Source organism: Rhizobium sp. P1_C7, assembly GCF_056406295.1.
In genome coordinates, this window is sequence record NZ_JBFUAL010000031.1 from 1 (window position 1) to 24679 (window position 24679).

The 24679-nt window shown below is 60.3% G+C and carries 31 protein-coding genes and 4 pseudogenes; 13 read left to right on the plus strand and 22 right to left on the minus strand.

Features of this window, described 5'->3' with window-relative positions; all coding sequences use genetic code 11:
* Window positions 1-201: 201 nt before the first annotated feature.
* Window positions 202-696, minus strand: a pseudogene (locus AC1D2R_RS29005) (helix-turn-helix domain-containing protein); the annotation flags it as partial.
* Window positions 697-843: 147 nt separating this feature from the next.
* On the opposite strand from AC1D2R_RS29005, the gene AC1D2R_RS29010 reads away from it, so the two are divergent.
* Together AC1D2R_RS29010 and AC1D2R_RS29015 are read left to right on the plus strand one after the other, a co-directional pair.
* Window positions 844-1020: a hypothetical protein gene (locus AC1D2R_RS29010; RefSeq protein ID WP_477972874.1), complete on the plus strand. Its 177-nt coding sequence runs from the start codon at window positions 844-846 to the stop codon at window positions 1018-1020.
* A gap of 23 nt (window positions 1021-1043) precedes the next feature.
* Complete coding sequence (locus tag AC1D2R_RS29015; protein ID WP_477972876.1) at window positions 1044-1202, plus strand: hypothetical protein; 159 nt, start codon at window positions 1044-1046, stop codon at window positions 1200-1202.
* A gap of 74 nt (window positions 1203-1276) precedes the next feature.
* Here the strand turns inward: AC1D2R_RS29015 and AC1D2R_RS29020 are convergent.
* Window positions 1277-1489: pseudogene (locus tag AC1D2R_RS29020) on the minus strand (SOS response-associated peptidase); the annotation flags it as partial.
* Window positions 1490-1622: 133 nt separating this feature from the next.
* Between AC1D2R_RS29020 and AC1D2R_RS29025 the strand changes: the two are divergent.
* Entirely contained in the window at window positions 1623-1841 is a 219-nt protein-coding gene (locus tag AC1D2R_RS29025) for a hypothetical protein (RefSeq protein ID WP_477972878.1), read from the plus strand.
* Between the two features lie 503 nt (window positions 1842-2344).
* Window positions 2345-2833, plus strand: a complete 489-nt coding sequence (locus tag AC1D2R_RS29030; protein ID WP_477972880.1) for an invasion associated locus B family protein — start codon at window positions 2345-2347, stop codon at window positions 2831-2833.
* Between the two features lie 491 nt (window positions 2834-3324).
* On the opposite strand, the gene AC1D2R_RS29035 is transcribed toward AC1D2R_RS29030, so the two are convergent.
* Window positions 3325-3453 carry a hypothetical protein gene (locus AC1D2R_RS29035; protein WP_477972882.1) on the minus strand — a complete coding sequence of 43 codons (129 nt, stop codon included), beginning with the start codon at window positions 3451-3453 and terminating at the stop codon, window positions 3325-3327.
* Between the two features lie 92 nt (window positions 3454-3545).
* Here AC1D2R_RS29035 and AC1D2R_RS29040 point away from each other — a divergent pair, with 92 nt between their 5' ends.
* Window positions 3546-3947: a response regulator gene (locus AC1D2R_RS29040; RefSeq protein WP_477972884.1), complete on the plus strand. Its 402-nt coding sequence runs from the start codon at window positions 3546-3548 to the stop codon at window positions 3945-3947.
* 18 nt (window positions 3948-3965) lie between these two features.
* A complete protein-coding gene (locus AC1D2R_RS29045; RefSeq protein ID WP_477972886.1) occupies window positions 3966-4268 on the plus strand; it encodes a hypothetical protein in 303 nt (100 codons plus the stop codon).
* Window positions 4269-4354: 86 nt separating this feature from the next.
* Here the strand turns inward: AC1D2R_RS29045 and AC1D2R_RS29050 are convergent, their stop codons facing one another.
* Together AC1D2R_RS29050 and AC1D2R_RS29055 are read right to left on the minus strand one after the other, a co-directional pair.
* Window positions 4355-4771 (minus strand): hypothetical protein, encoded by a 417-nt coding sequence (locus AC1D2R_RS29050; RefSeq protein WP_477972888.1) that lies wholly within the window; start codon window positions 4769-4771, stop codon window positions 4355-4357.
* Between the two features lie 88 nt (window positions 4772-4859).
* Window positions 4860-5300, minus strand: coding sequence for a MarR family winged helix-turn-helix transcriptional regulator (locus tag AC1D2R_RS29055; RefSeq protein WP_477972890.1), 441 nt, complete (start codon window positions 5298-5300; stop codon window positions 4860-4862).
* Window positions 5301-5490: 190 nt separating this feature from the next.
* Here AC1D2R_RS29055 and AC1D2R_RS29060 point away from each other — a divergent pair, with 190 nt between their 5' ends.
* The 3 genes and pseudogenes from AC1D2R_RS29060 (at window position 5491) to AC1D2R_RS29070 (ending at window position 7343) form a co-directional block, all read left to right on the plus strand.
* Window positions 5491-5727, plus strand: coding sequence for a hypothetical protein (locus tag AC1D2R_RS29060; RefSeq protein ID WP_477972892.1), 237 nt, complete (start codon window positions 5491-5493; stop codon window positions 5725-5727).
* Window positions 5728-5810: 83 nt separating this feature from the next.
* A pseudogene (locus tag AC1D2R_RS29065) lies at window positions 5811-7082 on the plus strand (DUF2254 domain-containing protein).
* A gap of 21 nt (window positions 7083-7103) precedes the next feature.
* Entirely contained in the window at window positions 7104-7343 is a 240-nt protein-coding gene (locus AC1D2R_RS29070; protein WP_477972894.1) for a hypothetical protein, read from the plus strand.
* Between the two features lie 90 nt (window positions 7344-7433).
* On the opposite strand, the gene AC1D2R_RS29075 is transcribed toward AC1D2R_RS29070, so the two are convergent.
* The 3 genes from AC1D2R_RS29075 to AC1D2R_RS29085 all read right to left on the minus strand — a co-directional run bounded on the left by AC1D2R_RS29075 (window position 7434) and on the right by AC1D2R_RS29085 (window position 9885).
* A complete protein-coding gene (locus AC1D2R_RS29075) occupies window positions 7434-7694 on the minus strand; it encodes a hypothetical protein (RefSeq protein ID WP_477972896.1) in 261 nt (86 codons plus the stop codon).
* A 383-nt stretch (window positions 7695-8077) separates the two neighbouring features.
* On the minus strand, window positions 8078-8464 hold the full coding sequence (locus AC1D2R_RS29080; RefSeq protein ID WP_477972972.1) for a GFA family protein: 387 nt from the start codon (window positions 8462-8464) through the stop codon (window positions 8078-8080).
* A gap of 65 nt (window positions 8465-8529) precedes the next feature.
* Complete coding sequence (locus AC1D2R_RS29085; protein WP_477972898.1) at window positions 8530-9885, minus strand: chloride channel protein; 1356 nt, start codon at window positions 9883-9885, stop codon at window positions 8530-8532.
* A 182-nt stretch (window positions 9886-10067) separates the two neighbouring features.
* Here AC1D2R_RS29085 and AC1D2R_RS29090 point away from each other — a divergent pair, with 182 nt between their 5' ends.
* On the plus strand, window positions 10068-10223 hold the full coding sequence (locus AC1D2R_RS29090) for a hypothetical protein (protein ID WP_477972900.1): 156 nt from the start codon (window positions 10068-10070) through the stop codon (window positions 10221-10223).
* Window positions 10224-10241: 18 nt separating this feature from the next.
* Here the strand turns inward: AC1D2R_RS29090 and nhaA are convergent, their stop codons facing one another.
* The 14 genes and pseudogenes from nhaA to AC1D2R_RS29160 form a co-directional block, all read right to left on the minus strand.
* Entirely contained in the window at window positions 10242-11435 is a 1194-nt protein-coding gene (gene nhaA / locus AC1D2R_RS29095; RefSeq protein WP_477972901.1) for a Na+/H+ antiporter NhaA, read from the minus strand.
* Window positions 11436-12041: 606 nt separating this feature from the next.
* On the minus strand, window positions 12042-12323 hold the full coding sequence (locus AC1D2R_RS29100; protein WP_477972903.1) for a hypothetical protein: 282 nt from the start codon (window positions 12321-12323) through the stop codon (window positions 12042-12044).
* A gap of 281 nt (window positions 12324-12604) precedes the next feature.
* Window positions 12605-13462 (minus strand): helix-turn-helix domain-containing protein, encoded by an 858-nt coding sequence (locus AC1D2R_RS29105; protein WP_477972905.1) that lies wholly within the window; start codon window positions 13460-13462, stop codon window positions 12605-12607.
* Window positions 13459-14289, minus strand: a complete 831-nt coding sequence (locus tag AC1D2R_RS29110) for a helix-turn-helix domain-containing protein (protein ID WP_477972907.1) — start codon at window positions 14287-14289, stop codon at window positions 13459-13461. The genes AC1D2R_RS29105 and AC1D2R_RS29110 overlap by 4 nt, the downstream gene beginning before the upstream one ends.
* 110 nt (window positions 14290-14399) lie before the next feature.
* Entirely contained in the window at window positions 14400-14651 is a 252-nt protein-coding gene (locus AC1D2R_RS29115) for a hypothetical protein (protein WP_477972909.1), read from the minus strand.
* Window positions 14651-16141, minus strand: a complete 1491-nt coding sequence (locus AC1D2R_RS29120) for a mechanosensitive ion channel family protein (RefSeq protein ID WP_477972911.1) — start codon at window positions 16139-16141, stop codon at window positions 14651-14653. Before AC1D2R_RS29120 ends, AC1D2R_RS29115 begins: the two co-directional genes overlap by 1 nt.
* Window positions 16138-16362: a hypothetical protein gene (locus AC1D2R_RS29125; protein WP_477972913.1), complete on the minus strand. Its 225-nt coding sequence runs from the start codon at window positions 16360-16362 to the stop codon at window positions 16138-16140. The genes AC1D2R_RS29120 and AC1D2R_RS29125 overlap by 4 nt, the downstream gene beginning before the upstream one ends.
* Before the next feature lie 14 nt (window positions 16363-16376).
* The gene (locus tag AC1D2R_RS29130) at window positions 16377-16859 is read right to left on the minus strand and encodes a hypothetical protein (protein WP_477972915.1); all 483 of its coding nucleotides are present in this window, start codon (window positions 16857-16859) and stop codon (window positions 16377-16379) included.
* A gap of 57 nt (window positions 16860-16916) precedes the next feature.
* Window positions 16917-17048, minus strand: coding sequence for an alpha/beta fold hydrolase (locus AC1D2R_RS29135; RefSeq protein WP_477972917.1), 132 nt, complete (start codon window positions 17046-17048; stop codon window positions 16917-16919).
* The gene (locus AC1D2R_RS29140; protein WP_477972919.1) at window positions 17020-17859 is read right to left on the minus strand and encodes an alpha/beta fold hydrolase; all 840 of its coding nucleotides are present in this window, start codon (window positions 17857-17859) and stop codon (window positions 17020-17022) included. The genes AC1D2R_RS29135 and AC1D2R_RS29140 overlap by 29 nt, the downstream gene beginning before the upstream one ends.
* Window positions 17860-17961: 102 nt before the next feature.
* Complete coding sequence (locus AC1D2R_RS29145) at window positions 17962-18516, minus strand: hypothetical protein (protein ID WP_477972921.1); 555 nt, start codon at window positions 18514-18516, stop codon at window positions 17962-17964.
* A 61-nt stretch (window positions 18517-18577) separates the two neighbouring features.
* Complete coding sequence (locus tag AC1D2R_RS29150; RefSeq protein WP_056822785.1) at window positions 18578-19036, minus strand: hypothetical protein; 459 nt, start codon at window positions 19034-19036, stop codon at window positions 18578-18580.
* Window positions 19037-19094: 58 nt separating this feature from the next.
* Window positions 19095-19208: pseudogene (locus AC1D2R_RS29155) on the minus strand (short-chain dehydrogenase); the annotation flags it as partial.
* A gap of 259 nt (window positions 19209-19467) precedes the next feature.
* Window positions 19468-20370: a LysR family transcriptional regulator gene (locus tag AC1D2R_RS29160; protein WP_477972924.1), complete on the minus strand. Its 903-nt coding sequence runs from the start codon at window positions 20368-20370 to the stop codon at window positions 19468-19470.
* A 138-nt stretch (window positions 20371-20508) separates the two neighbouring features.
* Here AC1D2R_RS29160 and AC1D2R_RS29165 point away from each other — a divergent pair, with 138 nt between their 5' ends.
* From AC1D2R_RS29165 to AC1D2R_RS29175, 3 genes are all read left to right on the plus strand, one after another.
* Window positions 20509-21687 (plus strand): HlyD family secretion protein, encoded by a 1179-nt coding sequence (locus AC1D2R_RS29165; RefSeq protein ID WP_477972926.1) that lies wholly within the window; start codon window positions 20509-20511, stop codon window positions 21685-21687.
* A 99-nt stretch (window positions 21688-21786) separates the two neighbouring features.
* Window positions 21787-23403 carry an MDR family MFS transporter gene (locus AC1D2R_RS29170; protein ID WP_477972928.1) on the plus strand — a complete coding sequence of 539 codons (1617 nt, stop codon included), beginning with the start codon at window positions 21787-21789 and terminating at the stop codon, window positions 23401-23403.
* Between the two features lie 22 nt (window positions 23404-23425).
* Window positions 23426-24643 carry an adenylate/guanylate cyclase domain-containing protein gene (locus AC1D2R_RS29175; protein ID WP_477972930.1) on the plus strand — a complete coding sequence of 406 codons (1218 nt, stop codon included), beginning with the start codon at window positions 23426-23428 and terminating at the stop codon, window positions 24641-24643.
* Window positions 24644-24679 lie beyond the last annotated feature (36 nt).

Consider the following 24679-nt stretch of genomic DNA (forward strand, 5'->3'; position numbering starts at 1 on the left):
GCAGCTCGTTGAGACTGCGCCTCGAACATTAGGAAGATTCCACCTGCGAAGACCATTGTGCGGCGGCGTTTGTCGACCGCGGAGACAACCCTGCTCCCAGCACTGGATAGCTCTGAAGGACACGGCCGGAGAGGGCAGATCCAATTAATCAGTTCAGCCGTGTTGCCTATCTCGCAAGCCGGCAAGGACATCGAATGCTCAAATCAGCTTGACGGATGGAATGCGATTAGACAACCACCAGTGATGCGACCCATCGATCTGCACCAGTTCGCCAAAGCAGTCGCGCCGGCCGTGTGGCTGGAAAACCCGTTTCTTGCGTTCCCTGCGCGAGATCCAGATACCGGCCTCGGTCATCCATTGCCGCAGCGTCTCCTTGGCAACCGAGATCTGATGCAGCTCAGTCAGCTTCTCGCGCGCCAGCGTCGGACCGAAATCGAGATAGCGCTCGCGGATCAGATCCAGCGCCGCATTGCGGAAATCCTCGCTGTGGCGTCGATTGCTCGGCTGCGATCGCTTCTTGGAAACGAGGCCGGCTGGACCATCCCGGTCGTAGGCCTGCAGCAACCTGTGGACCTGACTTCGACTGAGGTCGAGCAGTTTGGCAGCCTGGACAACGCTCAGGCGTTCATCACGGATCTTCTGGATGACTTCGAGGCGATGCAATTCTTTCTGTGACATGGTGATCATAAAGGACATGACGACTCCGACCGCTCATGGTCTCGACCAGGTTGAAGGTCGTCATCCTTGCTCCCAACGTTGGCTTTGACCAGAACCTCGAGAGGCGAGACTGTCGCATCGCTAACTGGCCTATGTGTCGCATTACTAAATAGAATGTACCTTGCCATGACGATGGCCGGCATGGCTGCGGAGGAGGTGTTCCTGGGTGGCCACGATGACGGTGTCGCAGGCAACGATGGATCCGATCTCTTCGAGGCGACGAAGACGGCTGTCGTATTGGAGCGATCCTATGGGATGGGTGAGAAGCCTGGCTCCTACGGCGACCTCAGCCGTCGCCACTAGAGGCGTTTTGCCAACTCGATCCGATGCTGCTGGCACGAGTCGACCGAATTCTGCAGGAGCAGCTTGATCGGTCAAAAGAGATCCTCGTGCGACACCGCAAGGCCTTCTTGATCCTTACCGATCAACTTGCCTCGCGACTGGAACTATGGAGCAAGGAGGTGTTGGACGCGCTCGACGGGTAGGACGAGGACAAACCCCAATAGTCTGCCTAGCGACATCAACTACCGTCCGGCAACCATGTCTGTCTACAATTCACTCAAAGAAGGCTGGCCTGCAGTGGTTCTCCTTCCTTGGAGATAATGCTGCATCCGTAGGCCTCCCGCGACGTGACCATTATCGCGTCGTTGGGTGCCGGGCGTGCGAGTTCCTTTGCCTCGTTCCAGGGCGCACGCAGCCCCAGATCGGTCTCTTCTTCCGTGAGGAGGAGTACGGGCATTGCATCCTTATGGATCGGCCCAACGACGTCGTTCGCGCCGCCTCTGGAAGGATTCATCGTCGTCGTCCAGCACCGCTCCGACGTCGCCCGCCGCGATGAAAGCGCGCTCTCGCATTCCGGGGCGACGGTCTTCACTGCAAGCACCGCAGCGGTGACCATCGAGATCATGAATCGATATCAGGCGCATCTTGTCGTCGTCGACACGCATGAGACGGAGGGTGTCTTCAACGAAGATGTCGTGTTCCCGCGTTCCATCAAAGGAGCGTGCAGCGAGAATTTCCCGAATGATGGACTGATAACCTGGGCGAGGTGGGTGGACATCCGAGAGCCGGTCGCAGCCGTGGTCCAAGGGGCGATAGGTTGGCGGCGCCGCATGAACGATTGAAGGCTGGCGAGGAGCCGCCCATCGTTGAACCGCTATCCATCGGCGGTCATGTCGTCAATTCGAACCACGGTTGGAAGCGATGACGAATGTCCGCATCGTAACGCGCCTGCGAATTTCTCGTCTAAAAGGGGTTGAACCGCTGGCGCACGATGATTTATATCACGGAATGATATTGTTGTGACCGGAGCTCGACGTCATCGTGTCAGATCCAATCAATCCCCGGCGTTTGCCGACTGACGAGATCCTTGCGGACCGCCTGGGCCTTTCGACCAAAGAGTTCCAGCGATATCGCTTGCAGAACCTCCTTTCAGTTTCCACCACGGCCGCGGCCGGGAGCGATGGATTCCTGGTCACCTGCCAGCTCGGCAACAGGATCTGGGAAGGCGTCGTCGTGAATGGGAGCGTTACCTCCGAAGAGGTCAGGTTTCTGCGCGGTAAACGAGCGGGCAGCTCGACTTCAATGGTTCGTCGCGAACCCTGATCTGACTTTAAGAAGGAAAACAATGAAGAAGTTTGCCGGCCTCCTCTTCGCCGTATCGATGCCCTTTACCGCCCACGCTGCGGCCACAATGGTCTCCCAGACCGGCGACTGGGGCGCCTACTCCTTCAAGAGAGACGGAAGGGCCGTGTGCTACGCGCTGTCGGTGCCCAAGGAAGCTAGACCCGCCGACGTCAATCACGGTAAGAACTACTTCCTCATCGCGCCCTCGGAAAAAGGCGGCGCCAACGAGCCAGAGGCAATCCTCGGCTACGCCGTGCCGGCCGGATCGCCGGTGCAGGTTTCGGTTGGCGAGAAGAAGTTCAAGATGTTCGTAAAAGATAGCACAGCCTGGGTCGCCGATGTGGCAGAAGAACCCGAACTCATCAACGCGCTTCGATCCGGGAGCCAGATGACCTTGCAGGCGACGTCGGCGAGAGGAACGCGTACCAGCTACAGCTATTCGCTTTCAGGGGTAACGGCTGCGTTGGAGCGGGTCGCTCGTTGCAAATGAAACAGGGCTCACCCGATCCCGAATGCGGCTTTTCTGTCAGGTGTCGCAAGCTCTCGAAGACGGTGTGACGGGGTTCGCCCGTTGCACGAAAGCAGCAGGTCCAGTTCGTGCTTCGAGTTCCCAAACTTTTGCAGAAGGCGCTCTGCTTCATGTCGGCCGATGCCGTAGCGTCGCCGCAGGCTTCCGACGTCATAGCTGTGTTCGACCTCGGTTTCGGTTGCTGATGGAAGAGGCCTCTGTTCTTGTTGGGAACGCTGCATGATCAAAACTCCTTCTATTGAGTAATGAACCCGACGCCATGCGGTTCCACCGGCCGTAGAATATATCACATGATGATATAGGTGACCGTCAGATTTGCAGAAGGACGTAGATCGCCCCGCACCAGATTACGACGACGAACAGGGCGACACCCGCCAGAAAGAGTTTGACGTCACGGGACATGATCAACCGTCAACGCGTTATCCCGCCCACGGTTCCGCACATCTCATCGCTCAGTTCGAGGTCTGGACCAGTGCGGCCTGAGACACTTCGGAAGGGGGCTCGGCGGGGATCGACGCGATGGCGAACATGACCGCGAGGTAGCTTGCAAACACGGCGGAAAGGACGGCGCTCTTGGTCAATGGTTCGCTCCTTTGTATCATGTGATGACATTCTTTAGCCGTTCAGCCATAATGTCAATCCTGAATGCAGGATGAACGATTGCGGGAGGTGGATGGCTTTGGAAAAGATTCTGATCGTGGAGGACGACGCGCTGATCGCGGCGGATGTTCAAGATATCGTCGCGAGTTCCGGCTACGAAGTCGTGGGGATTGCCGACAGTTTCGAGAGCGCGCAGCGGCTCGCCCCGTTCGCGACCATCGCGCTGGTCGACGTCAACCTCCGCGACGGGGCCACCGGTCCGAGGATTGCGCAGTATCTCGCGAACGACTTCGGCGTCGCGGTGGTCATGGTCACGGCCAATCCCGAAATGATCGTCACCGATCTTTCGAAAGTCATCGATCTGATATCGAAACCCGCACAGCCGAAACTGATCGGTAGCGTGCTTGAGTACCTGAGGACAATTCGCGAGGGCGGGCGTGGCTCGCCGCCGGAAGGGATGCGTGTCTTCGCGTGAACGACGGGAGGCGACACCATGATCGATAGACGCGCAGAACTCGGTCTCTGGGTAGGCGGGCTGGAAATCATTCTCATCGAGTGGGGAGTGCTGAACCAGGACGGCGAGGTCGCCTCCGATGTAGGATCGCGGTTCCCTAGGGACGTCGAAGAGGCGCTGGACGGTTTCATCGAGAACCCGGTCGAGCTCGTCGGCCTCCTCAAGATCTGTCGCGACGCCCGCGATGGAAGGCCGTTGTCTCCAGCAGTTCTGATGGCCGCACATCTCATGACGAAGGAGATACTGCTCGCGCTGCAAGAGGCCACAGGCGACGGAAGGTAGGAGCTCTTTCAAAGAAAATGGCCCGCCCGAAATCATTTCGGACGGGCCTCGCGCGGATCGGACATCTCATCACGTCCGACCTAACTCTAGCTGTCGGTGACTGGCGCATCTCCTCCCGATTGCGGCAGTTCCTTCATTTTCACGAGCTGGTCGGCGCACGCGTCGGCCGCGTTCGTAACGGTCTCGTCGATCCCCGCGATCTGCGCCCAGCCGCCTTCGGTGATGAAGTCGTCGTGTTGCCACGAGGACCTCGCCTGCAGGGCTTTGAGATTATGCTCTGCGTCGTTCGCGGTGACAAAGTTATGCACGCAGATGCTTGCGACCAGATCCGCCTTCGCGTTGCGGACGGCAATCTCGGTCATGACGTTTGCCCTGCCGGACGTTGTCCAGCCGCCCCAGGTGAAGCCGAGCACCATCGTCAACGCCGAGGCGCCGACGATCGACCAACCCCAAAGAGTCTTGGAAGGCCGGTATCCCGACCAGCCACTTTCGCCATTTTGCATAGCTGTTCTCCTCTGGTTTATATCATGCCATGATACAAATTTGAGAGGAGAGGTCAAACACGTTGTGCTCAAAAAATGGTGACGCCGTTCAGGCGAGTTCGGTCACCTGTCGCAGTCGCGAAAGGGACTCGGCCAGGAGTGGTTCGTTCTCGAGCATACCCTCGACATGAATCTTCGCCAGGGCTTCAAGAACCTTCTCGCCCTTGGTTGTCATGGCGATCAACACGCTCCGCTTGTCGTCCTCGGCGGGTATCCGCTCTGTCAGACCTGCCGAACACATGCGGTCAACGAGTTGGACCGCGCCATTGTGGTGCATCAGCATCTGTTCGGCAAGATCGCGAAGCCTCACCTGCCAGTCTGGCGCCGTGCGAACGACCAGAAGAGCCTGATACTGTTGGGACGTCACCCCCGCCTCAGCGAGCGCCGCCTCGCTGAACGACAGGAACCGCCGCATGGCGAGCCGGAATCCTGCGAGCCCATCATAGACTTCGTCAGCCAGGCCGGAAGTCCGGCGTCTCGATCGAGGCATGCGAATAGTCCTTCCAAAATGTCATGATGTGATATAAATGACGAACCACGCCAGGAGAACGGTTCGCGAGTGCGGCCGATGCGGGAGACGGTGCAAAGCACCGGCGTCGGCTGATCACTCGCGAACCATAGTCTCCCGATGGTGGCAAAAAGACTGTGCCTATTTCGTGACGTCGCGAGAAAATTCCATCGTGCTTGGTAAACGCAGGCCTGGAACGCAGCCATATGAGACCGACCGTTTCGACGTGCGGCTCGAAGGGGATGGCACCTGGACGGTGTTCGACGTCTTCACCGGCTGGCCGGCGGATTACGTCGGACGGTTCCTCGACGGACTGGACCAGGGCGTCGCCGATAGCCTTTGCGCCGTCGTAAATGCTCTGGACAAGCACCGCCGCAGGACGCTGAGCCGCCGAAGCGGTTCTTTCTAGCTCGATTTCAGGCCCGAAGCATCCGAGCGATTGCCTTTCCATGCCCCGAAGCTATCTGACCTTTTCTCGAAGAAGGGGATGCCATGAGCTCGCGCTTGATTTGGTCGATATCGGTTCTGGCGCGGCGGATCTGGTTCAGGGCGACGCTGTTCTCCATCGCGGCGGTCGCCACCGCCCTCCTGGCGATCGTCGTCACACCCTACATCCCGGCGGACCTGTCGACGAAGATCGGCGCGGACTCCGTCGACAACATCCTCGGCATCATCGCTTCGAGCATGCTCACCGTCACGACCTTCTCGCTCAGCACGATGGTCTCGGCCTACTCGGCAGCGACAAGCAACGTCACCCCTCGCGCGACCCGTCTCGTCATGGAGGACAGCACGACGCAGAACGTGCTGGCAACTTTCGTCGGATCGTTTCTGTTCAGCCTCGTCGGCATCGTCGCCCTGACCACGGGCGCCTATGGCGAGCAGGGCCGGCTGGTGCTCTTCGTCGTCACGATCGGCGTCATCGTGCTCATCGTGGTGACCCTGTTGAGATGGATCGACCACCTGTCCAGACTGGGCCGGGTGACCGAGACGACCCGCCGTGTGGAGGAGGCGACGCTCGACGCCGTAAAAGCCTGGCGGAAATCTCCCAACTTCGGTGGGAGGGCGCTCGAGGGAGAAATCCTTGCGCCCCTGACCGGCGACACGCCGTTTTTCGCAGATGAGATCGGCTACGTGCAGCACGTCGACGCGTCGGCACTGGCAAAGATCGCCGACGAGACGGATTGCGATCTGGTCATCGTGGCGATACCCGGTATGCTGGCGTCGCCCGCCCGGCCGCTCTGATGGCTGCGCGGACCCGCCGGCGAGGATGTTCTGGATCGTGCCGCGGCCTGCTTTTCGATCGGCGACGTCCGCTCCTTCGATCAGGACCCGCGGTTCGGAGCGTCGGTACTGACAGAGATCGCATCGCGCGCTTTGTCTCCTGCGGTCAACGATCCGGGGACCGCAATCGACGTCATCTCCCGCGCGATGCGGATCCTCTTCTCCTGGCATGACGCGACCCACGAGGCGCCGGGCAAGGTCGCCTATCCCCGCCTCCATGTTGCGACACTGTCGGTAGCCGACCTTTTCGACGACCTGTTCACGCCGATCGCCCGCGACGGCGCCGTCCTTGTTGAAGTCGGACTTCGACTTCAGAAGACCCTCGCAACGCTTTCAACGCTCGGCCCGGAGTTTCATGCAAACGCCCTGCGGCATTCGAAGGAGGCGCTCGATCGTGCGGCCACGGTGATGCAGGTCGAGGCCGACATGGAGAGGCTGCGGGCCGCTGCCGTCAAAGTCACCGCCAACGACAAGCATAGTTGAGCGGTGGAGCGAGAAGGTTTGATGGGACTGGAGAGTGAGGAAGATCTGGTGCTGTTGCTGGCGAGCGCCGTCGACCAATGGTTTCGCTACTACGAAGTCGAGCATGACCACCATGTTTGGGACGTTCTCTGCAACGCCGCGATCGACTTCTACAACGATGGCTACCGATCCGAGGACGACCTCGCCACGCTGCTGATCGGCACCTTCGTCGGCGTGGCGTCGACCAAGATCAACGCGTCGTCCTCTGCGACGGTTCACTGACGGACGTCTGGCAGACCTTTGGGTTGCGATCGTGGGGGTAGCCTGCGCTCGCGTTGAAAGCCGATATAAGGACCGCCATCACAGCCGACTTCACGGGATCCAGGGTACGAGTTCTCCAAGCCTTGGCGGCCACAAGCCCAGATCGTCTTTCACCGCAATTGGTAACGCGTCCCTCTGCTTTACAAGCAGGGCGTGATGGATTGCGGCTTCGAGGGGTCCCGCCTGGCCTTGATGAGGCTGACCTCTGATCGCGAGTTCGCCGGTTGTCTTGACGTTGTCGCCCGCGACGACGATGACGTGCCCCGGATAGGCCGGGGCGGTTTTACGATCCACCAGATCGAATCTCTGCATCTGTTCTCCCTTATCATGTGTTCGGCGTCCGTGGACGCCGAAAAGATCTCGGACCGCGCCTCCTCGATGGTTCTTCCACCCTCTCGAAGCGCGACGATCCTTGCGATAGTGGCGTAAGCCTTCGGATCGCTGCGGTTGACCCCCGAGCGCCTGCACCACTCGTCAAGGATGAGGCTTACGGCCACAAGCTCACGGGCGTCTGTTGTCGGGGCTTCCGGCGGCCTATGGAAGGCAGGAGTAACGAACCCGATGAGCTTCAGGCCTATCGCTGCGGCTGAAAATATCATGCCGTGATATTAATTCATTTTTGGACGTGAGGAAAATGACAATATCGCGAGCGGTCTGCGCCGGTTGGGAGCGCGGCTATAGGACTCGCGGGAGTGTCACTCTCCATCGCGCAGGTCGAACCCCACCCATCCCATTCGACTCTCCTCGTAGACGCTTTGCGTCGGAACCAGGGACGACGGCTCGTCAAAGCATCCCAGTGCGACCGCGACGAGATCCTCCCGGAACTCCGGCATCCAGAAGACCGTCGACCCACAGGTCGGACAGAACCTGAACTCGATTGATCTCCCGCTGTCGCCCGACCTTGTGTAACTGTTCGAGGCCCCAGAAGCCGCCACATTTTCCCTTTCGAAGAAGACCGCCACCCCGAACGCGCTGCCCGTGCGGCGCTGGCATTCCCGGCAGTGGCATGCGGAGATATTGACGGGTTCTCCCTCGGCCGTGATGGAAAGCTGGCCGCAGGAACAACTGGCTTCTCGTTTCACTGTCTGCTCCTGCATATGGCTTTTAGCCTCCAAAGCCGCTCGCAAATGGTCGTGGGCCGTCTGTGTCAGGTTCGAGAGGACTCCGGTTCCTTCTCCGCCGCGCGCCGCGCCCGTATGGCCGCGGCGATGAAGACGCGCGACAGGCCGTGATAGAGCGGCTCGCGAGAAAGAATGCGCGAGGTCACGTAGCCGATCATCGACACCGCCATGATCGGGATAACGGCCTGATGGTCGCCGGTCATTTCCAGGATGATGACGAAGGCCGTCATCGGCGCCTGCACTACGCCTGCGAAGTAACCCGCCATGCCGAGGATCGCTGGAAGGGCGATGCTGGTGCCGAGGAGAGAGCCAACGGTGCTGCCGAACCCGGCGCCGACGGCGAGCGACGGTGCAAAGATGCCGCCCGGAATGCCTGAGAGCATCGACAGGAAGCTGGCTGCAAGCTTCTCGACAAAGAACAGCAGGGGCAGGGCGTTGCCTTCGACGGCACCGCGCGCCTGCTCGTAACCGGTGCCGAAGGTCGTGCCGCCGGATGCGACGCCGATGACAGCGATTGCCAGCCCGCAGACGCCCGCAAGTGCCAGCATGCGTTTCAGCGGTTGTGGTTGCGCCCAGCGGCGGATCTTCTGGCCGAAATGCAGTGCAAAGCCGCTGAAGGCAGCACCCAGAGCCCCGCCGCCGACGCCGCAGATCAAAACCAGTCCCCAGTCACGAAGCTCGGTCGGCGAAGCAGACGCCATGCCGAAATAATTGTAGCTGCCGGAAAGCCCGAGTGCAGCCAGACCGGAGAGGATGACGGCCGTCAGCACCAGCCCGTTCGCCCGCGATTCATAGGTTCGGCTCATTTCCTCGATGGCAAAGACGATACCGGCCAGCGGCGTGTTGAACGCAGCGGCGATACCTGCCGCCGAACCCGCCAGGATCAGTCCACGCGCCTGCGCCATGCCGCCAAAGCGGGCGACGGCGAGCATGATCGAAGCGCCGACCTGCACCGTCGGACCCTCGCGGCCGATCGAGGCGCCGCAGAACAGTCCAAGCACTGTCAGCGCGATCTTGCCGAAGGCTATCTTCAGCGACAGCAGCCGCGTCCGGTCCTCTGCGTCGTGCAAGTGCCGGGCGGCGATCGCCTGCGGAATGCCGCTGCCGCCCGAATTCGGAAACAGCGTCGCCGCCAGATAGGCCGACAGGATGAAGCCCGCGGGCGTCAGCACCAGCGGCAGCAGGAAGGTCCATTCGCCGGAAGAGGTAAGTGATCCAAACGCGTTTTGCGCCAGATCCGCGAGCTTGGCGAAGCCGACGCTGATCACGCCAATGGCGAGCGCCCCGCACCAGAAAACCAGTCGTGGCTTCCAGAGCGAGAACGAACCCCAAATCACGCGGGAACGGCGAAGGAGCTTGGAATAGCGGTAACGGCTTGGCATGACGGACTCGATACGTGACGCAGGTTATGAATCCTTCTAATGCCAAAGGCGCCCGAAGATCACCCCCAACAATTGAAAAGGCGCAGGATCGGGGTAGGATCGCTCCGTGCCGAACCATGGAGGACGCTATGTCCAGCGCATTCTGAAGGCGATCGCCATCCCTTGGGCCGGACGACGTTTCCATGGTGGAGAACCTGGCGAAGGACTACTGCCTGACGAAGAGCATCGAACCGGACAGTGAGGAGGGGCTGGACGTCGCGCGCGAACTGCTGAAGTGGTTTCAGATCGGCGTGACAGATAAAAGCAGACTGCAGGAACTGCTCGCCTCCCGGACCTGAGGCCACCCGAGACCTGGGTCAGCGGCTCGCCGGTTGTCTCATCCGGGCCGAGGCCATCAGGACGGCGGCCCCGGCTACGCCGGAGGCGAGCGAGCCCGCAAGGATTCCGATCTTCACGTGCTCCTGAGACGAGGCATCGGGAAAGGCCAGCAGTCCGATGAACAGGCTCATCGTGAAGCCAATGCCGCAGAGCAGCGACACACCCGTCATCTGCGACCAGGTCGCCCGCGCGGGTAGCTGCGCCAACCCGGACTTGACCAGGAGCGCCGCGGTTCCAAGCACGCCTGCAAGCTTCCCGAAGAGAAGGCCGGCGGCGACGCCGATGGTCACTGGCTCCGCCAGTACGCTTGCGGACGCGCCTGCAAAGGAGACGCCGGCATTTGCGAAGCCGAATACCGGCACGATGAAGAATGCCACCGGCTTCTGGAGCGCGTGCTCCAGCTTGTGGAGCGGAGAGTCCTCGTCCGAGGCTTCAGGCGCGCCGGGCGTGACTTTCAGTGGAATGGCAAGCGCCAGGACCACGCCCGCGAGCGCGGCGTGAATCCCAGACAGGAAGACGGCGATCCACAAAAGAACACCCAGCCCCAGGTAGGCCCAGATGTTCTTCACGCCGGCCCGGTTCAGGATCACCAGATTTCCGATCAAGACGGCTGCGACGGCAAGTGCAAGGACGTTGATGTCTGCAGTGTAGAAAATGGCGATGACGATCACCGCGCCGAGGTCGTCGATGATCGCCAGCGCCGCCAGGAAGATCTTCAGCGAGGCAGGCACCCTGTCGCCGAGAAGGGAGAGGACGCCGAGAGCGAACGCGATGTCGGTCGCGGTCGGAATCGCCCATCCCCGCAGGGTCGTTGGGTCGGACAGGTTGAAGCCGATGTAGATCAGTGCGGGCAGCGCCATTCCGCCCGCCGCGGCGGCGCCTGGAAGGATTCGTCTGCTCCAGCTCGACAGTTGTCCATCCAGCATCTCGCGCTTGATCTCGAGGCCGACCAGAAGGAAGAAGACGCTCATCAGAGCTTCGTTGATCCAGTGCCGGAGACTGAGCGGACCCAGGTAGACATCCAGAGCGTGAAAGTAGACGTCGGCGACGGGAGAGTTTGCAACGACGATAGCCAGCGCAGCCACCGCCATGAGGATCAGGCCACCGGACGCCTCGCTGTCGAGAAACTTACGGAGTGTGGAATGGATGCGGCCTTGGATTGTTTTCGACACGGGTTCTCTCCCTCGATGGAGGTTGATCTCAGTCTCCGTCGATCAGGGGAATCCCCGGCGCACGCAGCACACGCCTGCCTCATAACTAAGGATTGGAGATTGGTTTGCCTAGCGAAATCGACAGGCGTCGTCCGTTCTGACGAAGGCTTGAATAGAGCGTGAGACGTCTTATCTGTTCGATGCGCAGCCTGAACCGGGCCGCGTATTGTCTCCTCCCACAGGAGGTAGCCAAATGCGTCCCTCTCAAACGATATTCCTTGCCGTCACCGCAGTCGCGGTCGCCGGATTGCTGTACCTGGCCTTTTCCGTCGGCCCCACCATCGCTCCGCCACCCGTGTAGGGAGCCTGATCGAAGGAGGCTCAGGGGCCGAACCATCCCGCGACGCCGGCGCCGCTGACCGCAAACTGCGCCACGGCAAGCAGAACCAGGGCCGCGATCACGTATGGGAGCCACTTCTTTCTGACATGCATGCGCGTCGTCCACTCAGGCTAGATATCCCGTCTCCTTTGCGCGAAGCCTCGGACGTCCGCAACGCGCGGGTGGCGATGTTCCCCAGCGTCAGCCCCTGCACGACGATCGTGAAGATCCGACCGCGTAGGTCGCAGCTAGCACGCAGGGCCGCCTTGAAGGGCGTTTCCGGCAGGGAGCGCGATCGAGATGCCGCCCCTCAGGCCTCCCCAGACGAGAACGATCACGGTTCCGCGGACGAAGTCGTACCCTCTCCGAAGCAGGGTCACAGGAATGATCGTAGACGCGAAGCGGGCCGCGAGCGCGGCCAGCGCGAGGGGAAGGATCGACGCCTCGTATTGAACGACCAGGACCTCCAGAATCGGGCAAATGGCTTGTCCTGTCGGGAGAGCGAAGACTAGGGTGGGGGAAGTTGCCATCGGCGAAGGCTCGTTGCAATGCCAAACGGCTTTTTCCGCTCCGATGTCTCGCGAGAGAACGGGCCGGGGTCATTGCACTGGAGAGCAGCACAAGCGCCGTGCCTTTAGTGCGCTTTCGATGGCGAAATCGAAGTGTAGGTTGACATTGCTGGGGACCAGAGACGACCGCGATCTGACCACTCCGGACGAATAGGATTCCCGGTCGCGGTCGCGCATCGGAGTCGTGCGCGGAAGGCCTGCAAATTCAGATGTTCAGAGATGGGATAGCCTGCTGGAGCGGCCTACTCGTGATCGTTGCTGAGGCGCTGAGATTCCCATCCTGCCAACATTCGGTCGATCGTCTGCAGATCGTATCCCCGCACGATCAGACGTCGTATACGCTCTGCCCGAAGGTTGGCCCGCCATTGGTGGATAGTCATTCCCGCACTGAGTTCGAAGGATGCAGCTAGATCAAGCGGCGACATGCTGACCTCCGTAGATAGTTCGGAAAGGGACAGGTCGCCGTCGAGATGCTCCGCGATGCGATCCTTCGTCCGAGCTTCCTGACCACGTGACAGGCGATGTATCGTTGTTGTCCCGATCCTGCATCCCGCATAAGTCTTGATCGCATGAGCCGTGGCTGCAATGCTGACGTGGTCCACCAGCAGGCGGTTCGAATCCCGTGGAGCCCGGAAACACGGAAGGATCGCCCGCGCCAGATTGTGGAGGATGACATCCTTCACGCCCAGTCCCGGATAATGATCGAAACTGTCTACGTCTGGCAGGCCTTCTCGTTCTGCGACTTCCAGAAGAGCCTCGCGCGGCAGGTAGAAGCTCAGGTGATGAAACGTGCTGATGCTGTCGGCGACAGGCGAGGAGCGCAGGTCGTAGATGTTCGCTGTTCCGGCAGGAAGGAAATCAGTCTGTACCCGGCGGCCGTCGATAAACAGTCCATGGGAGTGTACGTCGCGGAGCTGTATCGTCACCAGGAACGCATCTTCGACGGGGATCGGCTCAGTGAGACCGGTGTCCTCTTTGTCGCAGCGGATTTCCGTCACCGCCACTTTGGCGTTCTTCAAGGTCCGAGCGACAAACGAGGGTGCCGTGTCGGTCTTGAATGTACGCCGCAGCGTCTCGCCGTAGGCTCCGTTTTCCTTCATGTCGAGACCTCCCAGTGTGACCGGCGGTATGCACCCGGCGTCGCGAACACGAGACGGGAAAATGACCGTGTGAAATGGCTCTGATCGGCGAACCCGCAGGCATGCGCGATCTCGCCCAACGTGAGCGACGTCGACCGCAGCAGGTCTTTCGCACGCTCGCATCGTCGGAGTACCATCCATTGGTGTGGCGCGACCCCGACGGTCTGCTTGAACGCACTAACGAAGTGCCGTGCGGACATGCCACACTCGCGCGCTATTTGCGCCAGAGGCACCTCTCCGGCAATGTTGGCGTCGATCAATTCCTTGGCCCGCCGTTCCATTTTCTGCGTTAGCCAAGTCGGCATTCCCTTTTCCAATATGCGAAGATCGCCATAGCCTCCGGCAAGATGCGTTGCGACCGCCAGCGCCAAGTGATCAAGGAAGAGCTGGCTTGCGTACTCCGGGGTCTGGAAGGCGGGAAGGATAGCGGCGCTGAGGCTCGCCACTACTGGGTCGTCGTTCGGACGGCCTTCGTGAGCATTCAGCTCGCTGAAGATCGCACCATTCTCCTCGGCAAGCGTGTCGAACGCCGCCTTCGGAAGGTAGTACATCACGCAATTCGAGGTCTCGCGAACGAATGCGATCGGGTCGACCCGCAAGTCGTAGATCGAGGTCTGTCCTGCAAACAACGGCAACTGTCCGCTGCCCCGGCCATTGATCCAGAGCTCGTGCTCCAGGCAATCCTCGACCTGGAACGCGACGAGATACGCGTCTTCCGTTGGAATGGGAGATGTCAGGCTGGGCCGTCGGCAGCGAATGTGGGTGATGCCTATTTCCGATCGTTTCAAACTGGTCGTGACGATCGAAGGCGCGCTTTCGAGTTGAAAATGATCCCCGAGTCTCTGCCCATAAACCCCTTGGCTTCGCATTTTCGGCCTCCAGCCAACCGCTGACGATCCTAGACGGTCTTCGGAAGCATCCCCTGCATGATGTGGCCGTCCTTTGGATGAAATGGACGCAAATGGCCGAGCGCGCATGAAGCGCCCAACCTTCGTCGCCCCGATGCCGCGAAATCCTCAGCAGTCGCTTGGAGAAATTTGGCGAAAGCGACGCTGCAGATGCCGTCGGCCTGCAACATCAGGGCGACGAGAGGATCCGCCATCATCTCCTCGATCGTCATTTCGCTCCGTCCCCCGCAATCGCGCTTCATCAGCCGTCCTCCGACATGTCGAACAAGTGGCGGATGCGATCCGCAAAGGAATATGTGGGCTGCTCCCTCGACTTGACCCTATCGGCCATGACGTGGTTGTCATGCTCCGTATGCTTGAAGGAGAGCAGCCCAAGATGATCGAGAACTCCCTTTCGGGTCTCCATGATCTGCCGCAAAATATCCTGCGGGGCTTCGTAGATCACGACCGGGGTCAGTGCTCGTTTGGTCGCCGTCTCGGGGGTGTCTGTCAGGACACCACGTTCACCGAAGCAGTCGTGTGGAGAAAGTCTCGTGAGTTCGACGGTCGACCCGGCAACCTCTCTCTCTACGACCACGACGCCACTTCGAATGATAGCTAGTCCCCGCACGGTCTCGCCTTCAGACACGATGACTGATCCCCTTTCGAAAATACGCTTTCCGAGCGATCCGGCCAGTGTCTCCTTCTCTTCCTCCGTCAGGCTCCCGAACAACGGAAGGGATGAGACCAGACGCCATGGCGTACCTCGGTCGCGTTCTTCGCTGTCTTGGGCATGGAACCCTGCTGCCGCGGCAGGAGCCGCAAGCCTGAGGCCGGAAGCCCGCAGGTGCCGAAAAACGAGGTCGAACAGTTCATTCTTCGCCGCCATGGTTCGCGAGATATCCTTCACCCTGCATACCAGTTCGACTTCGACAGCGATGCTGTCCAGCGCTGTGATCCTCACCGAGGGTTCCGGGTGCTTGAGGATGTGGTTGCTGCTCGAAAGCACAGTCCGCATCACGTCCTCGATCACCAAGGGAGAGTGGGTCGGTCTGACCCGGAGAACCAGGGATATTCCGTGCGTTTCGTCGGGACTGCTCTGGTTGACCAGTCTTGCCTTCGCAAGGGCGCTGTTTGGAACGATAACGAGGTCGTTCGTCCCGCTAAGCAGGTGGGTCGCTCGCCAGTTGGTTTCGACGACCCGCCCCTGGATGCCGTCATCGAGGACTATCCAGTCCCCGATGCGGTAAGGTTTCCCGAGATTGAGTGCGACGCCTGAGAAGACGTCGGCGAGGGTATTCTGCAAGGCAAGGCCGAGAACGATGGCAAATACGCCCGACGTTGCAATCAAGGTGCCAACCGGGATCTGCAGAACGTAGGAGATGATCGAGAGCGCGGTCCCGACGAAGACCATTCCGACAAGGATATCCTGTAGGAGTCGCCCCTCGCGCGGCGTTCGCTCGAAGATGAGAAACAACCGGATCAGGCTGACTAGGAGCATCGATCCCGATATCCACCAGACGGCTTTCGCGAACCCTGCAGCGGCGCGGCCGATGCCATCCTCTCCCGGAGGGAGTGCTTCGTATGGCGCGAGTCCTTGCAGGAAGAGAACGAACGTCAACGCGGCAAAGAATGCAGCGTTGAGCGCGACCTTCGTCGGCGCTGATCCTCGCCCGAAAATCCTCGTCACGATCCTGGCGAGTACGATGATCGTTAGCTGGACCCGATAATCGTGAACCAGAAGGTCCGTCATCTGGGTAACTGAGCCGGGCAGACGGAAGGCGGGCAGGCCGGCTGCTGCGTGAGGGCCAATCCCGAGGGAGAACTCGGCACATAGACCCGTGCTCGCAGGCTTCCCTCGAATAGGTGCCCGCGGAAAACCAGCGTGACAGTCACGAAGATCATGGCAAAGAACACGGCTGCAGCCGGAAACCCGGAATAGCTCTCTTCCGAGCGACGATTAGGTTTCGACATCTGGGGCGCCGCCTTCAACGCTTATAGGTCAGGTAGATGACGGAGCCTTCCGGTCTGGCGGCGGCAGGCTCCGGGCGTGCCCCTCTAGCGGGTCGTGATCCCTGACCATCGAGCCGAACGCAGACCTCCATGTATCGGAGGAGCCGGGCGCGACCCGTCGACGCCGTCGCCCATATGGAGAGTGGCGCACTGGCCGTCGATAGGTCCGGCGCCGCGCATCTGACCCTTGTGCCGAACCCGGCGACACTTCCTCCGGAGCCGAAGAGCGAGTTGAAGGCCAGCTCGCCAGAGCTGTGGCAAAGGAGAAGCTGTATGGTAGCCTTTAGCAACGCATTCTTGCCGACAAGCGTGCCTGATCCTGCGGCACGACGCACGGCGTTCCTCGTTGGCGGCAGATCGACCAAGACTGCGTCGGGAGAAACCAGGCTCTCGGCCCGTGCAGGGTGGAACGCGCCATCGAGGAATTCACGGAGGATTTCGGCGGGGTCGTTTCGCATGAATGTCTCCTTATGCCGACGGTATGTCCCTGGAACGGATACTGGGATCGGAGAGGCTCAATCCGAGCCTATGAATTCAGTGATGAGAGCGACGGCCTGGTCAGGCTGTTCTTCCATGATCCAATGGCCGGAATCCTTGATGACCGCGCCGCGGACACGTTCAGCGACGGAAAGCAGTTCGTCCTTCATGTGTTCCCCATAGGAATGGTCTCCGCCGACCGCCAGGATCGCCATCTTCAGCTTTCCCTTCTCGGCAAAGATCGCCCGGTTGTCCTTGGCGTCCTGTGCAAACGCCGCGAACTGGCCGCCGAAGGCATCGTGGATGGCGCCCGCGGGCGTAGAGCTCCGCATAGTGATTGCGGGTCTGCTCATCGATCCTTGAAGGATCCGCCGACAGTTCGTTATAAAAACGGTCCAGAAGGATCCGCTCGCGTCCGGCAACGAGACGCTCGACGTCGGGACCTCTGAAGTTGAAATGCCAGACCTTGGGATTCACGAGCTGCTTGTCCCAGTTTCCAAGACCGGGCAGCGGGGCGTCCATGATCACCCACTTCGTCACCCTGTCCGGATACTGGATTGCCAGCCTGTATCCGACCATGTTCCCGATGTCATGGGTGACGAGATCGAAGTTCTGGATCCCCATGTCGTAGAGCGCCTTGGCGAATGCCGTGGCCTGGCTGGCTTTCTCATAGCCGCCTTCAGGATGGTCGGAGAGACCCATTCCGCGGAGATCGGGAATGATGACGGTATGGGATTTGGCGAGTTCTACCGCGACAGGTTCCCACATGTCGCCACTGTCGCCGAATCCATGGAGAAGGAGAACTGCCGGGCCGCTGCCTCCAATCCGAAAAAACTGCCCGGCGCCGTTCATGGTGATGTCTTGCCGGATGAAGCTCGGAGGAAAGGCCTTAACGTCGGCTGCCGCTTGCGGCGCGTTCAGTCCGGCCGCGAACACGACCGACATAATCAGGCGGGCCGGGACTCCAAAACGGATGTTCATTTCAAGCTCCTTCAAGTCGTTATGGAATTGTAGCCGAACGTCTCGGGCTCCCTCTTGCGCCCTTCGGTCGCCTATTGGCGAAACGGGACGCAACCAATTTAATCAAGCGGATACGGTCGCAAGCTCGAGGAGTGTTGTCCTGTCACGGAACCAGATTGGTGACACAATCTCCGGCGTTTTCGCCAGCGGGATCATCAGCTTTGGTTGTTCGGCATCTGCAGTGTTTTCGAACCCGACGAATACAAACGAGGTCGCCACACTCCGAAGCAGCCCGTCTTCGACGCTCCGCTTCCGAATTGAAACGGATACGATCTCCGGCGTGTCGTCCCGACCGAGTAAACTCTCGGCGATGATCGCAGACGGTAGGGGCGCACCCGTATACGCGGCGATAAGGCCGTTGCTCTCGAACTCGAGCATGACAAACGTCAGCAGGGAAGGTGGCAGTCGCCTTACCCTGCCGCTGCAGACATCCAGTTCCCGGCCTTCGGAAGTCATTTCTCCGGAGCCACCTTCACCGCGGACTCGATACCATTTCGAATGCCGCGCGATGTAGTCGGCACTCCAGCGAACGTCGCATTCCACGCCGCCGTTTCGCGTAAGGTCGCAAAGCTCAGCGAGGGTTTCCAGGAATATTCTGCGATAGCTGGCATAGGTCATCGTCGTTTCCTTTGAGAATCGAACGGAAAACTTCACAACCATGGTCTTCCGCGTTGCGTGGCTACGCCGCGCAGATGATCAGTGCTGCGCCAACGAGGGCGACAACGTCTTCCACGAACGCTGCTGGACGGTCGTTGCCGAACGAAGCCGCCATCTGCCGACGCGCCCATGCTCCGCCCAGCGTCCCGACGACGGCTCCGAACGCGCCAAGTCCGATACCTGCGGCGATCAGATTGCCTGCGGCTCCGAGGGTGCCCCCGGCAAGCGCGCCCATCAGGATACGCGCACCGAACTGCACGGGCACCTTCCGCGACGGCGTTGACGGCAACTGGTCGGTCACGAGTTCGACGCAGGCGAGGGCAGTCAGGATCCACGGCGTCCATTGATAGCCCATGAACCAAAGCCAGGAATTCGAGACGTCGAAATAAAGAAGCGTCGCGCCCCAGGCGACGGCCGCAGGAGCGGTGAAGGCCCGCAGTCCTGAAACGATCCCCGCGAACAGTGCAAGCAGTACGATCATGTCCGACCTCCTATAGAGTGCTCATGCCGCCGTCGATGGTGAGTTCGCTGCCGACGATCTAGGGAGCCTCGCCCGACGCCATGAAAACGATGGTCTTTGCGACCTCCGAAGGCTCCCCGAAACGGCCGGCCGGAATCTGGCCCTGGATCTGGATGGCCATCGCCTTCATGTCCGTGCTGCTTCCCGCCACGATGACGCGCGCCCCTCGGCGATGAGGTGCGGGGCGGTCTCAAGCCCGATGCCGCTGGTGCCCCTGCAATGAGTGCCGTCTTGTTTTCCAACCGATGCATCTTGTTCTCCTTCGGGGCGGGGTGCCCTTGAAGACGAATGCTAGGCGCGAAACGAGGGACTTTTATTGAAGAAGCAGGACACGAACGCGTAGCCGCAACCCACGATGTCCCGATCGTTATGTAGCCGTCCGGCTTGAAGGACTAGCTCATCCAGACGCGATGCTTGACGAACCGTTCGGCAAGCAGGTCGATGAACAGACGGACCTTGGTCGGAAGATGGCTTCTATTCGGGTAGACCGCATTGATTGCGAATTCCACGCCCCGATATTCCGGGAGCAGGCGGACGAGTCGTCCTTCGGCCAGATCCTCGGAAACGAGGAAGCTGGGGGCGAGGCTGATCGCCCGCCCGTTGATAGCCATATACCGGAGTGTCTCAGCGCTATTGGTGACAACGGAGCCACTGACCTTCACCTGGCTTCTTTCACCGCCGTCCACCTCGAAGGTCCAGTCGTCGCCGTATGGATAGTAGGTGTAGCGGGTGCAGTCGTGACCCGCGAGGTCGGCCAGCGCCGAAAGACGCTGATGGGTGTCGAGATAGGACGGCGAGCACACGAGGATATGCCGCCATGGGGTGAGCTTGCGGGCGACAAGGCTGGAATCCGGGGCTGGCGTCGTGCGAATGGACAGGTCGTACCCGTCCTCAATCATGTCAACCATTCGCTCGGTAATGCTCAGATCCAGGGAAACGGACGGATAGAGCTGGAGGAATTCATCCATGACCGGAAGAAGAAACCTCACGACGGCGGCCGTGGAATTGAATTTGAGGACGCCACGCGGCGTGGTGGTCAGCGCGCCTGCGGCGCGATCCGCCTCATCGAGGTCGGCGAGGATCTGGGCCGAGCGGTCATAGTAGAACTTCCCCGTTTCCGTGAGGCTGACCTTGCGCGTGGTGCGGTTCAGGAGGCGGACGCCGAGCCTCTCCTCGAGCGACTGGACATGCGTCGCTACCATCGTGACCGACATGTTCAACCGTCGTGCCGCTGCGGTGAACCCTCCGCACTCCACCACTTTTCCAAAGACCGAAAGACTCGTCAACCGATCCATGTCCGCACCTCTATTATCCGCTCTCAGCGTATGATCCTTACCGATATACGCGGATTATCAATCGGTGAATAGCGGGGCATCTTTACGTCATCCAACCAGGGCTGCGCCTCAGACGCGCCGAATAACAGGAGAATTGAAATGGTCGAACTGCCCCGCAAGGAGGTTTTCGAAACCTCCGCAGAAGCCGATCGGAAGATCAAGGACGTGCCTTCGTCTCCTGTCGAACAGCCGGCCGCCCCACAGACGGATCCAGCGGCCAAGCCACGCAAGAGCATCGTCAAGAAGGGCGTGCTGATCGCGGTTCTCCTGGCAAGTGCAGCATACGGCGCCCATTTCGGTCATGACTACTGGACTGTCGGCCGCTTCATCGAATCCACCGACGACGCTTACGTGAAGGCCGACTACACCACCGTCGCCCCGAAGGTCGCTGGCTACATCAAGGAGGTCCTTGTCAACGACAACGACGTCGTGAAGGCAGGGCAGGTGATCGCCAGGATCGACGACAGGGACTTCAAGGCCGCTCTCAACCAGGCGAAGGCCGACGTGAAGGCCGCGGACGCCGCCATCACCAACGTCGACGCCCAGATCGATCTCCAGCAGTCGGTGATCGGTCAGGCCAAAGCCTCGATCGATGCTTCGAATGCATCGCTTGTCTTCGCAAAGTCCGAGGCGGCCAGATATGCGCGCCTCATTGCTAGTGGGGCTGGCAGCCAGTCGAAGGCCGAGCAGACCCGGTCCCTGATGGATCAGGCGTCCGCAGCCGTCGAACGCGAGCAGGCTGCCCTCGTCGCCGCCCAAAGCAAGGTGCCCGTGCTGAAGACGCAGCGCGATCAGTCCGTCGCCCAGAGGGACCGGGCAGCAGCGGCCGCACAACAGGCGGAACTGAATCTCTCCTACACGAACATCCTCTCGGCGGTCGATGGCACCGTCGGCGCGCGCTCCATCCGTATCGGACAGTTTGTCACGTCAGGCACGCAGTTGATGGCCGTGGTACCGCTCCATTCCGTCTATGTGGTCGCGAACTTCAAGGAAACGCAGCTCACCTACGTCAGGCCGGGTCAGATGGTCGAAGTCAAAGTCGACAGCTTTCCCGACCTCGAAGTGAAGGGCCATGTCGACAGCATCGCGCCTGCCAGCGGTCTCGAGTTCTCGCTTCTGCCTCCGGACAACGCTACCGGCAACTTCACGAAGATCGTCCAGCGCATTCCAGTGAAGATCATCATCGATGACGAGGAACTCGCGGGCCGTCTGCGTTCCGGCATGTCGGTCGAACCGGAGATCGACACCAGGGAAGCTCAGCTTTCGGAAAGCAAGTGAGGATTGTCCGTTCCTGACGGATAATCCTCACGTTCCTTTCCCGATTATCGACAACCCATCGTCATGAGAGATTCCGCATCAGCCGGAAGGAGATAAGTCATGGCTACGCTTCAGATCGCAGCAAACAGCAATCAACAGCCAAAGGCGGCACCCGCGCAGTCTGCAAAGTCCGAGATGAGTTCGTTCCGGATGTGGTGCGCCGTTGTCGGCTCGACCCTCGGCGCATTCATGGCGGTCCTGAACATTCAGATCGTCAATGCCTCGCTTGCCGACATCCAGGGCGCGATCGGCGCTGGCAAGGATGACGGTGGCTGGATCTCTACCTCATACCTGATTGCCGAGATCGTCGTCATTCCGCTTAGCGGATGGCTGGCGAGGGTCTTCTCTGTCCGCAACTACCTTCTGGTCAATGCGATCCTCTTCCTCGTCTTTTCGATCGCCTGCGCCTTTGCGGTCAATCTGCAACAGATGATCGTACTGCGGGCCATCCAGGGATTCGCCGGCGGCGTGCTTATCCCGATGGCGTTCACAATCATCATCACGCTTCTGCCAAAACCCAAGCAGCCGATCGGCCTGGCGCTCTTCGCCCTTTCCGCAACGTTCGCTCCGGCCATTGGTCCGACCATCGGCGGCTACCTCACCGAAAACTACGGCTGGGAGTTCATCTTCTACGTCAACCTGGTGCCCGGTTCGCTGATGGTTGCAATGCTATGGTTGTCTCTCGACCGCGCACCGATGAACCTCGGCCTGCTGGCGAAGGGCGACTGGCCGGGTATCGTCACTATGGCGGTCGGTCTCGCAGCTCTGCAGACGGTTCTCGAGGAAGGAAACAAGGAAGACTGGTTCGGTTCGGACTTCATCGTCCGCCTGTCGGTCATCGCCTTCGTCTCGTTGACCCTGTTCCTGATCATCGAATTGAAGACCGCTCACCCGCTGTTGAACCTTCGCCTCTTGATGCGCCGCAACTTCGGCTTCGGTATCGTCGCGAATTTCCTGCTCGGCATCGCACTCTATGGGTCCGCCTTCGTTCTGCCGATCTACCTGTCGCGCATTCAGGGCTACAACTCGGAACAGATCGGCATGGTCCTCGCCTGGACAGGCATCCCGCAGCTTCTGCTGATCCCGCTAGTCCCCCGTCTGATGAAGCGATTCGACGTCCGCCTGCTGATCATCGTTGGATTCGCGCTGTTCGCCGCCTCGAACTTCATGAATGTGTTCATGACGGGAGACTATGCGAGCGACCAGCTATTCTGGCCGAACGTCGTGCGGGCCATCGGTCAGGCCCTTGTCTTCACGCCCCTTTCGGCGATCGCCACGGCTGGCATCGAGCAGGAGAATGCTGGTTCCGCCTCTGCACTCTTCAACATGATGCGCAATCTTGGCGGCGCAGTGGGCATCGCCTCGCTGCAGACCTTTCTCTCGAAGCGCGAGCAGTTCCACTCGAACATCCTGACGAACTCCATCAGCGTCTTCGAGGAAGCCACCCGCGTCCGTGTCGCAAAGCTGACGACATACTTCATGAACCACGGTGTCAGCGACCAAGCCGCGGCCACCCACAAAGCAATCGTCGCCATCGCGTCGAGTGTCCGCAAGCAGGCAAACATTATGTCTTTCAGTGACACGTTCTTCCTGCTCGGCGTCGCGCTTGTCGTCGCCCTCGCTGCGTCGCTCCTTCTGAAGAAGCCGGGCCAGGTTTCCGGCGCTGGCGCCCACTAATCCGCAATCGAAAGGCACGTCGATGAACACGATCATGCAACAGCCAATGTCCCGTCGCCCGCGTGCGGAAAAGGGACGAAACATGGATCCAGGCTCGATCCTGTCGGTTCTCGAATGGCTGTCAGGAGACGAGTGCCATGCGATCGACGAAGCCGGACTGATCTCCGGATTGGGACGCAGACTTCGCCAGATCGGCCTTCCGGTAGACCGGATGACGCTACACCTCATGACCCTGCATCCGGAAATCCTCGGCCGCACCCTGGCATGGGCGCCATCCGAACCGATCGAGATCCACGACCGCGAGCACGGCATGAAACTCGCCTATGCGACCAGCCCTCTTCGCAAGGTGATGGATAGCCGAGAACCCATGATCGTCGACACCAACGATCAACAGTGGCCTTGGCAGCATATCGACGTGTTCAGGGATCGCGGTCTGGTGCAGCTCGTCATCGCGCCACTCTGCAATGTCGATGGCCCCGTGAGCGCTGCGGTATTCGGTACCAAACGGCCGGGCGGCTTCGCAACTTCAGAGATCCGCGTCATCGAACGCATTCTCCCGGCTCTGCGCAACACCTGCGAGCTTCGTGTCATGCGCCAGGCCGAGCTCTCGCTGCTTGACGTATACATCGGGCCAATGACCGCCCAGCGCATCCTAGCGGGGAAAATCCGGCAGGGTGAGATTGAGACCATGGAAGCTGCACTTTTGCTGTGCGATCTCCGAGGCTTCACGGAACTTTCCAACAAGCTGCCCGAAGGGAAAGTCCTCGATCTTCTCAACGCCTACTTCGATGTTGTCGTTCCGGCGATCACAAGCCAGGGTGGGGAGGTACTGAAGTTCATGGGTGACGCCGTGATGGCGTTCTTTCCGAGTTCGGACACCGTGATGGCGAGCGAACAGGCTCTCGCAGCGACGGACCAGATACTCGACGAGCTGTCGCGGTTTGATATGGAGGGCGTGAACGTCGATGCCGCCGTAGCCCTCCACTACGGCAAGGTGAGCTATGGCAACGTCGGTTCAGGACGGCGTCTCGACTTCACCGTGATCGGTTCCGACGTGAACCTGCTCAGTCGCATCCAGACTGCCTGCGGCGTGCTCGGGAAGTCCGTCCTGATGTCGGACGCGTTCCGTCGCATGGGCAGGACAGAGAACGTCGTCACGACGAACTTCCACCATCTGAAGGGATTCGAAGACCCTATCGAACTCTTCACGATCACGCCGTCCGAAGCACGCACTCACTGACTGAGTGGTGGTCTGGCGACGAGGGATCGCGGCATA

Bases quoted from the DNA above. Each gene is read 5' to 3' on its own strand.
- AC1D2R_RS29010 (WP_477972874.1), top strand. From the start codon at position 844: ATGACGATGGCCGGCATGGCTGCGGAGGAGGTGTTCCTGGGTGGCCAC.
- AC1D2R_RS29015 (WP_477972876.1), top strand. From the start codon at position 1,044: ATGCTGCTGGCACGAGTCGACCGAATTCTGCAGGAGCAGCTTGATCGG.
- AC1D2R_RS29025 (WP_477972878.1), top strand. From the start codon at position 1,623: ATGAATCGATATCAGGCGCATCTTGTCGTCGTCGACACGCATGAGACG.
- AC1D2R_RS29030 (WP_477972880.1), top strand. From the start codon at position 2,345: ATGAAGAAGTTTGCCGGCCTCCTCTTCGCCGTATCGATGCCCTTTACC.
- AC1D2R_RS29040 (WP_477972884.1), top strand. From the start codon at position 3,546: ATGGCTTTGGAAAAGATTCTGATCGTGGAGGACGACGCGCTGATCGCG.
- AC1D2R_RS29045 (WP_477972886.1), top strand. From the start codon at position 3,966: ATGATCGATAGACGCGCAGAACTCGGTCTCTGGGTAGGCGGGCTGGAA.
- AC1D2R_RS29050 (WP_477972888.1), bottom strand. From the start codon at position 4,771: ATGCAAAATGGCGAAAGTGGCTGGTCGGGATACCGGCCTTCCAAGACT.
- AC1D2R_RS29055 (WP_477972890.1), bottom strand. From the start codon at position 5,300: ATGCCTCGATCGAGACGCCGGACTTCCGGCCTGGCTGACGAAGTCTAT.
- AC1D2R_RS29070 (WP_477972894.1), top strand. From the start codon at position 7,104: ATGGGACTGGAGAGTGAGGAAGATCTGGTGCTGTTGCTGGCGAGCGCC.
- AC1D2R_RS29075 (WP_477972896.1), bottom strand. From the start codon at position 7,694: ATGCAGAGATTCGATCTGGTGGATCGTAAAACCGCCCCGGCCTATCCG.
- AC1D2R_RS29085 (WP_477972898.1), bottom strand. From the start codon at position 9,885: ATGCCAAGCCGTTACCGCTATTCCAAGCTCCTTCGCCGTTCCCGCGTG.
- AC1D2R_RS29090 (WP_477972900.1), top strand. From the start codon at position 10,068: ATGGTGGAGAACCTGGCGAAGGACTACTGCCTGACGAAGAGCATCGAA.
- AC1D2R_RS29100 (WP_477972903.1), bottom strand. From the start codon at position 12,323: ATGGCAACTTCCCCCACCCTAGTCTTCGCTCTCCCGACAGGACAAGCC.
- AC1D2R_RS29105 (WP_477972905.1), bottom strand. From the start codon at position 13,462: ATGAAGGAAAACGGAGCCTACGGCGAGACGCTGCGGCGTACATTCAAG.
- AC1D2R_RS29115 (WP_477972909.1), bottom strand. From the start codon at position 14,651: ATGAAGCGCGATTGCGGGGGACGGAGCGAAATGACGATCGAGGAGATG.
- AC1D2R_RS29120 (WP_477972911.1), bottom strand. From the start codon at position 16,141: ATGACGGACCTTCTGGTTCACGATTATCGGGTCCAGCTAACGATCATC.
- AC1D2R_RS29125 (WP_477972913.1), bottom strand. From the start codon at position 16,362: ATGTCGAAACCTAATCGTCGCTCGGAAGAGAGCTATTCCGGGTTTCCG.
- AC1D2R_RS29130 (WP_477972915.1), bottom strand. From the start codon at position 16,859: ATGCGAAACGACCCCGCCGAAATCCTCCGTGAATTCCTCGATGGCGCG.
- AC1D2R_RS29135 (WP_477972917.1), bottom strand. From the start codon at position 17,048: ATGAAGGACGAACTGCTTTCCGTCGCTGAACGTGTCCGCGGCGCGGTC.
- AC1D2R_RS29140 (WP_477972919.1), bottom strand. From the start codon at position 17,859: ATGAACATCCGTTTTGGAGTCCCGGCCCGCCTGATTATGTCGGTCGTG.
- AC1D2R_RS29145 (WP_477972921.1), bottom strand. From the start codon at position 18,516: ATGACCTATGCCAGCTATCGCAGAATATTCCTGGAAACCCTCGCTGAG.
- AC1D2R_RS29150 (WP_056822785.1), bottom strand. From the start codon at position 19,036: ATGATCGTACTGCTTGCACTGTTCGCGGGGATCGTTTCAGGACTGCGG.
- AC1D2R_RS29160 (WP_477972924.1), bottom strand. From the start codon at position 20,370: ATGGATCGGTTGACGAGTCTTTCGGTCTTTGGAAAAGTGGTGGAGTGC.
- AC1D2R_RS29165 (WP_477972926.1), top strand. From the start codon at position 20,509: ATGGTCGAACTGCCCCGCAAGGAGGTTTTCGAAACCTCCGCAGAAGCC.
- AC1D2R_RS29170 (WP_477972928.1), top strand. From the start codon at position 21,787: ATGGCTACGCTTCAGATCGCAGCAAACAGCAATCAACAGCCAAAGGCG.
- AC1D2R_RS29175 (WP_477972930.1), top strand. From the start codon at position 23,426: ATGAACACGATCATGCAACAGCCAATGTCCCGTCGCCCGCGTGCGGAA.